Source organism: Rhodococcus sp. MurmanLake-1, assembly GCF_056945715.1.
Map to the genome: position 1 here is coordinate 1,106,004 of NZ_JBWZNF010000001.1, position 13,334 is coordinate 1,119,337.

At 62.6% G+C, this 13,334-nt stretch carries 10 protein-coding genes; 6 read left to right on the forward strand and 4 right to left on the reverse strand.

What is annotated here, in order from left to right; genetic code table 11:
* Positions 1 to 20: 20 nt before the first annotated feature.
* Positions 21 to 1,112 (forward strand): N-formylglutamate amidohydrolase, encoded by a 1,092-nt coding sequence (locus AC2ETI_RS05095; protein WP_483633625.1) that lies wholly within the window; start codon positions 21 to 23, stop codon positions 1,110 to 1,112.
* A gap of 24 nt (positions 1,113 to 1,136) precedes the next feature.
* Here the strand turns inward: AC2ETI_RS05095 and AC2ETI_RS05100 are convergent, their stop codons facing one another.
* Entirely contained in the window at positions 1,137 to 2,468 is a 1,332-nt protein-coding gene (locus tag AC2ETI_RS05100) for an anaerobic C4-dicarboxylate transporter family protein (RefSeq protein ID WP_020907057.1), read from the reverse strand.
* 106 nt (positions 2,469 to 2,574) lie between these two features.
* Here AC2ETI_RS05100 and AC2ETI_RS05105 point away from each other — a divergent pair, with 106 nt between their 5' ends.
* Complete coding sequence (locus AC2ETI_RS05105; protein WP_031330957.1) at positions 2,575 to 7,122, forward strand: ATP-dependent helicase; 4,548 nt, start codon at positions 2,575 to 2,577, stop codon at positions 7,120 to 7,122.
* Positions 7,123 to 7,170: 48 nt separating this feature from the next.
* The gene (locus AC2ETI_RS05110) at positions 7,171 to 7,962 is read left to right on the forward strand and encodes a DNA-formamidopyrimidine glycosylase family protein (protein WP_317559274.1); all 792 of its coding nucleotides are present in this window, start codon (positions 7,171 to 7,173) and stop codon (positions 7,960 to 7,962) included.
* Here the strand turns inward: AC2ETI_RS05110 and AC2ETI_RS05115 are convergent.
* Complete coding sequence (locus tag AC2ETI_RS05115) at positions 7,949 to 8,518, reverse strand: TetR/AcrR family transcriptional regulator (protein WP_019747721.1); 570 nt, start codon at positions 8,516 to 8,518, stop codon at positions 7,949 to 7,951. The genes AC2ETI_RS05110 and AC2ETI_RS05115 overlap by 14 nt on opposite strands.
* An 87-nt stretch (positions 8,519 to 8,605) precedes the next feature.
* Here AC2ETI_RS05115 and AC2ETI_RS05120 point away from each other — a divergent pair, with 87 nt between their 5' ends.
* The 3 genes from AC2ETI_RS05120 to AC2ETI_RS05130 all read left to right on the forward strand — a co-directional run bounded on the left by AC2ETI_RS05120 (position 8,606) and on the right by AC2ETI_RS05130 (position 11,086).
* The gene (locus AC2ETI_RS05120) at positions 8,606 to 9,547 is read left to right on the forward strand and encodes an oxygenase MpaB family protein (protein ID WP_019747720.1); all 942 of its coding nucleotides are present in this window, start codon (positions 8,606 to 8,608) and stop codon (positions 9,545 to 9,547) included.
* Between the two features lie 17 nt (positions 9,548 to 9,564).
* The gene (locus tag AC2ETI_RS05125; RefSeq protein WP_019747719.1) at positions 9,565 to 10,101 is read left to right on the forward strand and encodes a hypothetical protein; all 537 of its coding nucleotides are present in this window, start codon (positions 9,565 to 9,567) and stop codon (positions 10,099 to 10,101) included.
* A gap of 100 nt (positions 10,102 to 10,201) precedes the next feature.
* Entirely contained in the window at positions 10,202 to 11,086 is an 885-nt protein-coding gene (locus AC2ETI_RS05130; RefSeq protein WP_172933443.1) for an aldo/keto reductase, read from the forward strand.
* A 22-nt stretch (positions 11,087 to 11,108) separates the two neighbouring features.
* On the opposite strand, the gene AC2ETI_RS05135 is transcribed toward AC2ETI_RS05130, so the two are convergent.
* Complete coding sequence (locus AC2ETI_RS05135) at positions 11,109 to 11,852, reverse strand: 3-hydroxybutyrate dehydrogenase (RefSeq protein ID WP_020907052.1); 744 nt, start codon at positions 11,850 to 11,852, stop codon at positions 11,109 to 11,111.
* The gene (locus tag AC2ETI_RS05140; RefSeq protein WP_020969173.1) at positions 11,849 to 13,225 is read right to left on the reverse strand and encodes an MFS transporter; all 1,377 of its coding nucleotides are present in this window, start codon (positions 13,223 to 13,225) and stop codon (positions 11,849 to 11,851) included. The genes AC2ETI_RS05135 and AC2ETI_RS05140 overlap by 4 nt, the downstream gene beginning before the upstream one ends.
* Positions 13,226 to 13,334: the final 109 nt, after the last annotated feature.

The following is a 13,334-nucleotide window of genomic DNA, read 5'->3' on the forward strand; positions in this document are numbered from 1 at the left end:
ACTCGATTACGCTGGGGCTCATGACCAGTGGAGAACCAGTACTCATCCCGGCCGGAACCGTGTTCACGCCGGAGGACCTGACGTTCTATGCCGATCGCGACTCCCGCAGTCTCGACGACGCCATCGCCGAAGCCGACCTTCTTGTCAGTTGCCCACACTCGGGTTCCGCGATTCCAGCAGAACTCTCACGTTTTCTCGCACCCGAGTTCACACAGCGGCTGCAATTCGACTTCACCGACATGTCCACCAGTCCCATCGTGCGCCGTTGGGCCGAAATCGATTCGCGCATCGTGTACGTGGAGAATCCGCACCCTCGCATGATTCGCGATCCCAACCGTGCGAAGCCCGAAAACCTGGAAGCGTCACTGCGCGAAGCCTTCGCCCGCGTCCACAAGGCCGGTGCAGGCAACAAAGCAGACCTCACCGGCGTCGACGCAGTTCGCCCTGTCACCTTCTCGTTCTACCCCCTGTTGCTCGAGCCGACCGACGACGCGGGCTGGAAGAACCTCGCCGAGACCTTCACCGAGACAGCCGAACACGGTTTGGGTGTCTACGAAAGAACTCGCGACGCACTGATCGAAGCCATGGTGGAGAAGAGCTTCGAACTCGGTCGATCGTTCACGACGTTGTCGTTCCACGACACGATGAACCACACCACCCGGCGGGACGGCGCCGTCAATGTCGAACGGCCTGAAGCAGATCGACTCCCCGACGTCGTCGCACTCTCTAATCGTGGCGACCACCACGGCAATCGACGCGGCGACAATCCCGTGACGATGGATCCGGAGCTCATTCGCACACTTGCGGTCTCACATCGCAAGGGATTTCAGGTCGACGATGCAGATGCCGTCGCTCTCAATCAGCCGTACCTCGGCAGTTTCGAAATCATCCGAGCCGGAGCCCGATTCGCCGAATTGAGCGCCCGCGCCGCCGAAGCCGGGATCACGTTGAGTGCGGTTCAGGCCGAATTCAAACGAGAATTCCTACTGGGAGACGAACTGGCCGCATACATCATGGAACCCGGCCTCGATTGGCCTACACCCGACGCCGAACGGGTGGACCAGCTCGCCCACGCGTGCAAGGCGAGCTGGGACCACTACCGCAACAGCTGACTCAGCAATATCACTCAGGCTGACTCAGCCGAGCACCACTCCGAACACCGCGCCGGCCGCAATCGTCGTGACGGCCAAGATGATGGTCGGCAGGAAGAACGAGTGGTCGACGAGCTTGGAGCCGAGCTTCGTGCTGCCCGAGAGGTCGAAGTTCGCAGCTGCGATCTGCGAACCGTTTGTCGGCAACAGATAGACACCGGCAAACGCTCCGGCCCACATGCCGCTCACCAGGCCGGGTGCAATCCCGGCCGCGAGACCGATCGGCACGATCGTCCTCGTCGCGGTCGACTGGCTGGTCGTCAGGACACAAACCAGGAAGACACCGAGCGCGAAGATCCACGGCGCGGCGTTGACCCAGTCGCCGACGGTGCTCGTGATCAGCTCCGAATGTGCGCTGATGAACGTGTCCGTCAGCCATGCCAGACCGAACAGCGCGATGGCCGAGACCATGCCGGCACGGAACACCGTCGACGAGGGCACGTCGGCAACGTTCGGGCGGCACACCAGCAGGATCAACGTACCCACGACGAACATCAGCATTTCGATGATCGGTGTCATCCCCATCGGGGAACCGTCGGCGGCTTCGGGGCGAATTCCCTTGAACAGGCCGAAGATCACGATGGCCAGAACGCCGGCCAGGAAGATCAGTGCCGCGTTTCGTCCGGTCTTCGTCGAGACGAGTTCGGTCTTGGACGCTGCACCAGGTCCGGCCAATTCGCCCGACTTCATCTTCGCCTGTATGTCCGGGTCGTCGTCGAGATCCTTACCGAGCCTGTTGACCGCGATGGAGGAGAGGACGATGCCGACGACAGCGGCCGGGAAGGTGATCTTGATGATGTCGATGAGTTCGAAATCGTAAGGCGGCACGTCGGTCAGCGTGACCATTGCCGCCATCGCCGCGGACACCGGACTACACGCCAGCGCCACACCGGTCGAGACAACCGACAGCGACAGCGGTCGTGACGGCCGCACACCGTTCTTGTACGAGACGTCGTATATGACGGGGAGCAGCGGGTAGAGGATGTTGGACGTACCGGCACCGACCGAGAACAGGAATGACACCAACGGCGCGATCAGCGTGATCTGTTTCGGGCGAGATTCGATCAACTTGGCTGCGATGGTGACCATCCAGTCGATACCACCGGCCGCCTGCATCATCGACGACGCGAGGACAACGGACAGGACGATGAGGAGAGCGTCGACCGGCGGACTGCCGACGTCCTCTCCGAAGACGAACACGAGGACGGCAACACCTGCGCCGCCCCACAGACCGAGAGCGACACCGCTCGATCTGGTACCCATGACAATCGCCCCGAGCACGACCGCCAGCTCGAGGACAATCTTGACTGCTTCCATCAGGCACTCGCCTTCTCGATAACAAGAGAATCGCTATAACAGGGCAAATAGTATGCTCTGCACTTCGGCTGCGGGCACGAACACGCTGTCGGTGGGAAGGGGCAATATGGTGGTCGTGACCAATGTCCTCGGTAGGTTCTCGCCCGCCACACGCGAGTGGTTCGGCGGCGCTTTCAGCGCTCCGACTGCTGCGCAGCTCGGTGCCTGGGAATCCATCGCGAGTGGCTCTCACACACTTGTCGTCGCACCCACCGGCTCCGGCAAGACATTGTCGGCGTTCCTGTGGGCCCTCGATCAACTCGCCGCGAAGGACGAAGGCGAACGCGCCACCAAAGTCCTCTACATTTCGCCACTCAAAGCGCTGGGCGTGGACGTCGAACGGAACCTTCGCGCGCCGCTGGTCGGCATCACACAAACTGCGAAACGTCTGGGCCTCACCCCGCCAGAGATCACCGTCGGTGTCCGTTCCGGCGATACGTCCCAGGCCGATCGGCGCTCGTTGATCAAGCGTCCTCCGGACATCCTGATCACGACGCCGGAGTCGTTGTTCCTCATGCTCACCTCCGCTGCCCGGGAAACACTGGTCGGCGTCGACACCGTGATCGTCGACGAGGTTCACGCGGTGGCGGGTACCAAGCGCGGCTCGCACCTTGCGCTCTCTCTGGAACGTCTGGACGGCTTGCTCGAGCGTCCGGCGCAACGCATCGGATTGTCGGCCACTGTCCGTCCCCACGAGGAGATCGGGCGGTTCCTCGCCGGTTCGGCACCGATCCGAATCGTGGCACCGCCTGCCGCCAAGACCTTCGATCTCACGGTCCGTGTCCCCGTCGAGGACATGACCGAATTGGGTATCGCGACGCCCGCCGACGGTTCCGAATCCCCCACCCCGCAAGCCGGTTCGATCTGGCCCCACGTCGAGGAACAGATCGTCGACCTCGTGCTCGATCACCGATCGTCCATCGTGTTCGCCAACTCTCGGCGCCTCGCCGAACGATTGACAGCCAGGCTCAACGAGATTCATGCAGAACGCATCGGTCTGGCCGTCGAGAAAACACCTCGCCCGCCCGCGCAGATCGGAGCTCCCACCGAGGTCAACTACGGCGCAGAACCCCTCCTTGCTCGCGCCCACCACGGATCGGTCAGCAAAGACCAGCGAGCCCTCATCGAAGACGACCTCAAATCGGGTCGATTGCGATGCGTCGTCGCCACCAGCAGTCTCGAACTCGGAATCGACATGGGCGCCGTCGACTTGGTCATCCAGGTGGAGGCGCCGCCTTCGGTTGCCAGCGGCCTGCAACGTGTCGGTCGCGCGGGCCACCAGGTCGGCGAGATCTCACGAGGCGTCGTCTTCCCCAAACATCGCACCGACCTGATTCACTGCGCGGTGACCGTCGAGCGCATGGTCGAAGGCAAGATCGAGGCGATGGCCGTTCCCGCCAATCCCCTCGACATCCTTGCCCAGCAAACTGTTGCGGCCACCGCTCTGGAACCGATCGACGTCGACGACTGGTTCGAGACGGTGCGCCGAAGCGGTTCCTTTGCAACGCTTCCCCGTTCGGCCTACGAGTCGACTCTGGATCTGCTCGCCGGGCGGTACCCCTCGGACGAGTTCGCCGAATTACGTCCGCGCCTGGTCTGGGATCGCGAGTCCAACACTCTGACGGGCCGCCCGGGTTCGCAGCGCTTGGCAGTCACTTCCGGCGGCGCCATCCCCGACCGCGGCCTCTTCACGGTCTACATGGTCGGTGAGAAAGCATCAAGAGTCGGCGAACTCGACGAAGAAATGGTCTACGAATCCCGGGTAGGCGACGTCTTTGCGCTCGGCGCCACCAGTTGGCGGATCGAGGAGATCACCTTCGATCGGGTTCTGGTCAGCCCCGCCTACGGCATGCCCGGTCGTTTGCCCTTCTGGCATGGCGACGGACTCGGTCGCCCTGCCGAACTCGGACAGGCGTTGGGACAATTCGTTCGAGAGACCGCGCTGGGTAACGAAGCCGACGTCGTCGAGCGTTGTCGCGTGGGCGGGCTCGATCACAACGCCACAACCAATCTGATCCAACTCGTCGGTGAGCAGAAGAATGCCACCGGGCAGGTCCCGTCGGATCGAACGCTGGTTGTCGAGCGCTTCCGCGACGAACTCGGCGATTGGCGTCTGGTGCTGCATTCCCCGTACGGCCAACGGGTTCACGCACCGTGGGCCCTCGCCATCGGGGCCCGCTTGCAGGAACGATACGGCGTCGATTCCAGTCCGACGGCCTCCGACGACGGCATCATCATCCGTCTCCCCGACACCGAGAACGAACCTCCCGGCGCCGAACTGTTCACCTTCGACGTCGAGGACATCGAAGATCTGGTCACCCAGGAGGTGGGTGGCTCGGCATTGTTCGCCTCCAGATTCCGCGAATGTGCCGCCCGCGCACTGCTTCTCCCACGCCGCAATCCCGGCAAGCGTGCTCCACTGTGGCAGCAACGTCAGCGGTCGGCGCAACTGCTGGACGTCGCTCGCAAGTTCCCGACATTCCCGATCCTGCTCGAGACCGTGCGTGAGTGCTTGCAGGACGTCTACGACCTGCCGGCACTGAAGGAATTGTTCGGCAAGATCGAACGGCGCCAGATTCGAATAGTCGAAGTGGAGACGCCCTCGCCTTCACCGTTCGCAAGTGCGCTCCTGTTCAACTACGTGGGCGCGTTCATGTACGAGGGCGACAGCCCCCTGGCCGAGCGACGCGCCGCCGCACTGTCGTTGGACTCCACGTTGTTGGCCGAACTCCTCGGCCGCGTCGAACTGCGCGAGCTGCTCGACGCCGGAGTGATCGAGCAGGCAGAACGTGAACTGCAACGGCTCGCTCCGGACCGCAAGGCCAAGGACCTCGAGGGCGTCGCCGACCTCCTCCGTATGCTCGGCCCGCTGACCACCGAAGAAGTCACCGAACGCTGTCTCGAAGATCCGGTCTCGTGGCTCGACAAGTTGGTCGCAGACAAACGTGCCCTCCACGTCTCCTATGCGGGCGAGAGCTGGTGGACCGTCGTCGAAGATGCAGCGCGCCTTCGCGATGGACTCGGCGTTCCCCTACCCATCGGGGTTCCGGCCGCGTTCATCGAGCCGGTCGATCAGCCACTCGACGACCTCCTGAGCCGATACGCACGCACTCACGGACCATTCACTCTCACGGATGCGGCTGCACGCTTCGGTATCGGAGTATCCGTCGCGCGTGACGTTCTCGGTCGGCTCGCGCTCGAAAAGCGTGTTCTCGAAGGAGAATTCCGCCCGTCTGCAACTGGGAGCGAATGGTGCGACGCCGAAGTCCTGCGCCGCTTGAGGCGTCGCTCGCTCGCCGCGGCACGGCAAGAGGTCGAGCCGGTCAGTACCGCAACGCTCGGACGTTTCCTTCCCGGTTGGCAGCATGTGGGCGGCACGCTGCGCGGAATCGACGGTGTTGCAACGGTAGTCGATCAACTTGCCGGCGTTCCGATTCCGGCGTCCGCTCTCGAATCGTTGATCCTGCCGAGCCGAGTCGCCGACTACTCCCCCGCGATGTTGGACGAACTCACCTCGACGGGTGAAGTCCTGTGGTCCGGATCCGGAGCAATCTCCGGCAAAGACGGGTGGGTAGTTCTGCACCCCGCCGACCTGGCACCGATCACGCTCAATTCGCCCGCCGACACCGATGTCTCGGAGTTGCAGAAGCGCATCCTCGACCTGCTGTCCGGCGGCGGTGCCTACTTCTTCCGCCAGTTGGTCGACGCGTTGCAAACTACGGAGTCGGCTGCAGACACGGTCGACAGTGCGGTGACGACGGCACTGTGGGAGTTGGTGTGGCTCGGACACATCGGTAACGACACCGTCGCACCGCTGCGCGCACTTCTCTCGGACACCACCAGAACCACCACAAGTCACCGATCGCCTCGACGTGTTCCTCGTGCCCGTCCGTACCGCGGAATGGCGCGCGCTTCAACCCCGGCTCGCACGGGACCGGCAACCGCCTCCGGTCGGTGGTTCCAGCTGCCGGCCATCGAACCGGACCCGACCATCCGGGCGCACGCCACGGCCGATCTGTTGCTCGAACGGTACGGCGTCGTCACCCGCGGATCGGTGATGAGCGAGAACGTGCCGGGCGGTTTCGCGTTGATCTACAAGGTACTGAGCACATTCGAGGACAACGGGCGCGCTCGACGCGGATACTTCGTGGACACCCTGGGCGGCGCTCAATTCTCGACGCCTCCCGTGGTCGACCGCTTGCGCACGTTCGGTGATTCCATCGAGGGGCGCCACACCTCCTCGGCTGCAGTCACTCTCGCGGCGTGCGACCCGGCCAATCCATACGGCGCAGCACTGCCGTGGCCGGCGTCGGGGGGCGAAGAGTCACCCGGACACCGACCCGGACGTAAGGCGGGAGCACTGGTCGTTCTGGTGGAGGGCGAGTTGGTTCTGTTCGTCGAGCGCGGCGGTCGCACCATCCTGACATTCACCGACGACGGCGGAACTTTGCGCCTGGCAGCGCTGTCGCTTGCCCAGAAGGTGACTTCTCGCGCTGTCGACAAGTTGGTAGTGGAGAAGGTCGACGGAGAGACCATCCACGGCAACGATTTTGCTCCCGTCCTGGTCGAAGCCGGCTTCGCCGCCACTCCTCGCGGATTCCGTTTGAGATCATGAGGATTGAGGTCATGATGGTTGCGATCGTGAAGTGCTGGAGCGGCGACCATGCCTGAGGGCGATACCGTGTGGCGGGCCGCCAACGATCTGCGCGCTGCCCTGGCCGAGAAGGTACTCACCACCTGCGATGTCCGCGTTCCTCGCTATGCCACCGTCGATTTATCGGGACATCGTGTGGATTCCGTCGCCAGCCGCGGAAAGCATCTGCTGATCCGCGTGGGCGAAGCGTCCATTCACACGCATCTGAAGATGGAGGGTCAGTGGCAGATTTATCGCCCCGGCGAGCGCTGGCGCAGACCCGCCCACCAAGCGCGCATAATCTTGGCCACCGAAGACTCTGTAGCAGTGGGCTTTTCACTGGGAGTCACCGAGATCCTCGAACTGGGGCAGGAACAGGAGGCCGTCGGGCACCTCGGACCGGACCTGCTCGGGACCGATTGGGACAGTTCCGTGGCCGTCGAGAATCTTCGCGCTGCAGACTCCGTACCGATCGGAATCGCGCTCCTGGATCAGCGCGTGATGGCCGGACTGGGCAACGTGTACCGCAACGAGATCTGCTTCCTACGAGGCATTCACCCGAAAACGCCGACACACCGCGCCGGGAACCTCGACGAGATTGTGGATCTGTCATTCCGCACCATCAACGTCAACAAGTCGCGTCGCATCCGGGTCACCACCGGCGACACCCGCCCAGGTAGGCAAACGTGGGTGTACGGCAGACGCGGAAAACCATGCCGCCGATGCGGAACCCGCATCAGAGAAGACACCCTCGGACCGGATCAGCTCACCGAGCGAAATATCTTCTTCTGCCCCGTGTGCCAGCCGTTCACGCCTGGTTAGCGTTGATCAGCAGCCGGACGCAATGGCGCACAAATCGCTCGCGCTCGACGACGATCGAGCCGTCGAGATAACCGATGAACAGTGTGAACAACGCCCCGACCAGCCCGACTGCCACCAGCTGCTTGTCCACCGGATCAGCAATCTCGGACAACTGGTCGTACACCAGGTCCACGAACGCCGGCATCGATTCGATACCGCGTCCGCTCAGCACCGGCTCCGAGAGCGGAGCGATCAGAAGCACTCGCCCCATTGCCGGGTCGTCGACCATCAGCTTGACGAAAGCGTCGACCGCAGCGGTGGCGACTGCCTCGGATGTCGTCTCGGACTCCACTGCCGTGGCGAGCGCCGACTGCGCGCGCTCGGCGACAAACGTGTGGACCGCGACAACGTACTGATCGCGATCGGTGAAGCTCTCGTAGAAGTACCGCTCGGTCAGACCAGCGGCCTTGCAGACCGCTCGCACGTTGACGGCCGGACCGTCGACCGCACCGAGCAGTGTCACTCCGACGTCGAACAACGTCGCCTTTCGAGTGGCCCTGCGTTCTTCGATGCTCACAACTTCCCCACTTCGCCGACACTTGTTCTTCAATGCACCCGGTATTCGATCCTTGACTACCGCTGTTGTCGATCCTAATCTGACAACATGCGTAGTCAACTTGGCGACAGCAGCACCCCGGTTCCCCTCGGTCCGGATTCCCTGACCTGGAAGTATTTCGGCGACTGGCGCGGGATGCTCCAAGGTGTCTGGGCAGGTTCGATGCAAAACATGCACCCTGGTCTCGGCGCCGGGGTCGAGGAGCACTCGCAGTTCTTCGACGAGCGCTGGGAACGGCTGTACCGCTCGCTGTATCCCATTGCCGGCGTGGTCTTCGACGGCGATCGCGCGCAGCAGACAGCCGAAGAAGTCCGTGGCTATCACACACGGATCAAGGGCATCGACAAGCTGGGACGCCGGTACCACGCACTTGATCCCGACACCTTCTATTGGGCGCACGCGACATTCTTCATGGGCACCATCGTCACCGCCGAGAACTTCTCCGGTGGCCTGACCGAGGCCCAGAAACGACAACTCTTTACCGAGCACATTCAGTGGTACCGCCTGTACGGGATGAGCATGCGCCCGGTTCCCGAAACCTGGGAGGCATTTCAGGAGTATTGGGACCACATGTGCCGCAACGTACTCGAAGACAACAAAGCGACCCGCGACGTCTTGGATTTGTCGGGGCTGGGAAAGCCCCCGTACATGACGTGGCTACCCGATCCGTTGTGGCGGCTCACGCGGATTCCCCTCGCCCGCGGATTCGTGTGGCTGACAGTGGGCATGTACGACCAACCGGTTCGCGACCTTCTCGGCTACTCGTGGACCAGTCGCGATCAGAAAATTCACAACGCTGTCGGCCGCACCGTCAACGCCGTCTTCCGCCTGGTGCCGTGGCGATACCGGTATCAACCGCGCGCTCGCGCGGGATGGGACCGAGCCAGCGGCAGAATTCCCGCCGGGGCACCACTGGTCCACACACCGGCGCGCAATCTACCGCCGCTCGAGCAGCGAGATAATCCGATGCACTACAGCCCGAGGGTCTGATCTGCCATGCTCTGAACATGGAGTGGGACCTGCGAACACTGCTGAACCGGCCGATCACGTCTCACGGTGCGCCGCTGGGACAAGAACGTGTGGCGGCGAGAACCACCGCGTACATCTACGGCAACATTCTTGTCCTTGCCGCACTCGTCCCGGTGACGAAATCTCAGGAATCACTGGGCGCCGCGATTGTGGTCGGCACGGCATTGTCGACGTATATCGCCCACACATTTGCCGAGAGCGTCGGCGAGAGCATTCGCAACGACCGCCGTCTCACCACCGCGGAGAGAATCGACTCGCTGCGCGATTCTGTCCCGATCCTCACCTCCGCGGTTGTTCCTGTCGCCATTCTCGCGACGGCGTGGTTCAACTTCCTGGAACCACGGACGGCGCAGTTGATCGCGGAAATCGTCTTGATCCTGCGCATCGGATCCACGAGTTACGTGATCAGCCGCCTTCACGGCGAGAAGGTCAGCACGAACACACATCTGGCAGCCTTCGGCCTCGCTGCCGTCGCCACCCTCATAGTCGGCTTGAAGATAGTGCTCACTCATTGACGAGCCACAACTGCAAATTGCCAGGCCTGAAGGGGTACTGCCGTTACCCGGCTGAGCAGTCACTCCCACCGAACCAGTGGCCGCCGCTACCGTGGACGACATGAGCATCCCGAGCCTGAAACTGAACAACGGCGTCGACATCCCCGCGCTGGGCTTCGGCGTCTACCAGACCCCGCCGGACGAAACTCTCGCCGCAGTCGAGTCCGCGCTGTCGGTGGGTTATCGCCATATCGATACGGCCGCGGCCTACGGCAACGAGAAGGGCGTCGGCGAGGCGATCCGGCGATCCGGTCTCGATCGCGGTGAGATCTTCGTCGAAACGAAAGTCTGGATCACCGACTACGGATACGACGAGACCTTGCACGCCTTCGACAAGAGCGCAGGCAAACTCGGAGTCGAGCAACTTGACCTCCTCATCCTTCACCAGGCGTTGCCGAGCGAGTTCGAGCGCACCATCGACGCATACAAGGCGCTGGAAACACTTCTCGCAGACGGCAAGGTTCGTGCCATCGGAGTCAGTAACTTCATGCCGGATCACCTCACCCGACTATTGGACGCAACGTCCGTGGTGCCGGCGGTCAACCAGATCGAGGTCCATCCGTACTTCAGGCAGTCGACCTTGCTCGAGGCCGACGCCGATCACGGCATTCTGTCTCAGGCATGGTCACCGATCGGCGGAATCACGTTCTATCGCGACGGCTCTCACGGCTCAACCCTCGAGGACGCCACCATCGGCGCTATCGCTTCCTCTCACGGCAAGTCTCCCGCACAGGTGATGCTCCGCTGGCACCTCCAGCAGGGCCGCCAGGTGATCCCCAAGTCGGTGACTCCCTCACGCATTGCGGAGAACTTCGACGTGTTCGACTTCGAACTCACCACCGAAGAACTCTCCGCAATCGACGCACTCGACACCGGAGTTCGCGGCGGTCCCGAACCCGAGGTCATCACTCGCGAGAAGTTCGGAATCGAGATCCCCGAAGCGTGAAAGACCCAGCAGCTCGGGTGGTCTAGCTGGCGCTCCACCCTCCGTCGATGGTGTACGACGCCCCCGTCACCATCGACGCCTCGGTCGATGCCAACCAGCCCACCAGCGATGCCACCTCCGCAGGCTCGACCATCCGTTTGATTGCGCTCTCGGTGAGCATCACCTTTTCGACAACCTCGGATTCACTGATTCCGTGAACCTTTGCCTGGTCGGAGATCTGGGATCGCACCAGTGGCGTCAGGACGTAGCCCGGATTGACGCAGTTGCTGGTGACACCGTGTGGGGCGCCTTCGAGCGCAACAACTTTCGACAGTCCTTCGAGTCCGTGCTTAGCCGTGACGTATGCACTCTTGAATGCCGAAGCGCGGAGCCCGTGGACCGAGGAAATGTTCACGATGCGACCGAAACTGTTGCGGTACATGTACGGCAGGGCGGCCCGAGCGAGGAGGAATGGCGCTTCGACCATGAGGCGCTGAATCTTCCGGAAGTCCTCGACGTCGAAATCCTCGATAGGACTGACCCGTTGTATGCCGGCGTTGTTGACGAGTATGTCCGTCTCGAGTGACAGATCCACGAGTTGGTCGGTGTCGAGGAGATCGACGGCCCACGCAGTGCCGTCGATCTCCTCGGCCAGGGACTTCGCGGCGACGTCGTCGAGATCGGCGACGGTCACGTGCGCGCCGCGGGCGGCGAGGAGTCGAGCACACGCCTCGCCGATCCCGCTGGCACCACCGGTGACCAGAGCAGACTTTCCGGTCAGCGTCATACAGACACACCGGCCCGCTCGTCGGCGAGAACACGGGCGTCAGCGGCGTCGACGGACTCGAGCGAGATTCCCTTGGTCTCCCGCGCGAAAATGACTGCAACGATGGTGACCAGGGATGCCAGCAGGAGATAGATCGCGATGGGGACCGAGGAGTCGAACTTGCTCAGCAATCCGGTCGCGATGATCGGAGCCAGTGAACCCGCCACGATGGACGTGACCTGATAACCCAGGGAGACACCGGAGTAGCGCATCCGAGTCGGGAACATCTCGGCCATGATCGCGGGTTGGCCTGCGTACATGAACGCGTGGAACACGAGCCCGATGATGATTGCCGACAAGATGACTGCATTGTGCCCGCTGTTCATCATCGGGAAGGCGAAGAATCCCCACGTTCCGGCGGTGACGGCGCCGATCATGTACACCGGGCGTCGACCGATCGTGTCGGACAGTTTGCCTACCAACGGAATCACTGCGAAGTGCACGGCATGTGCCATCAGCATCCACCAGAGGATGTGCGCCGTGTCCGCATGAACGACGACCTTGAGGTAAGTGATCGAGAAGGTCACCACGAGGTAGTACATGACGTTTTCGGCGAAACGCAGCCCCATCGCGGTCAACACTCCGCGCGGGTAACGCTTGACGACCTCGAAAACGCTGTACGAGGTTGCCTTGACCAGTTCTGCTTCCTTCTGCGCCGCAATGAAAATGGGAGCATCGGTGACCTTGGTCCGAACGTAGTACCCGACCAGAACGATCACCGCGGAGAGCCAGAAGGCAACGCGCCAGCCCCAACTCATGAAGGATTCGTCCGAGAGCGTCGACGTCAGGATCAACAGCACGACCGTCGCCACCAGGTTGCCCATCGGCACGCCGGCCTGAGGCCACGACGACCAGAATCCGCGCGATCGATTCGGGCTGTGCTCGGCGACCAGGAGTACCGCCCCACCCCATTCGCCGCCGACCGCGAATCCTTGGATGAAGCGCAGCGTGACCAGCATTGCCGGCGCCCAGTAGCCGATCTGACCGTAGGTAGGCAGGCAGCCCATCAAGAACGTTGCGGCGCCGACCAACAGCAAACTGAACTGCAGCAACTGCTTTCGGCCGAATTTGTCTCCGAAGTATCCGAAGACGATTCCGCCGAGTGGCCGGGCGGCGAATCCGACGGCGTAGGTGATGAAAGCCGCGATGATCGCATCCAGCTCGTTGCCGCCGCCGGGGAAGAAGACCTTGCTGAAGACCAGCGTGGCCGCCGTGCCGTACAGAAAGAACTCGTACCACTCGACCACGGTGCCCGCCATCGAGGCGCCGACCACCTTCTTCAGCCCCGATGGTGGGGCTTGGCTCTCAGGTTTCGGCATGTTGTCGACGCTCATCGTGGACTCCCTCGTCTTCAGTTCGCGATTCGCCTGCTCTTCACGATCAGGAATGTGACCGCTCGCACATTTTTTGTGACTCGATGAGTATCAGTGCAGATTGATGGCA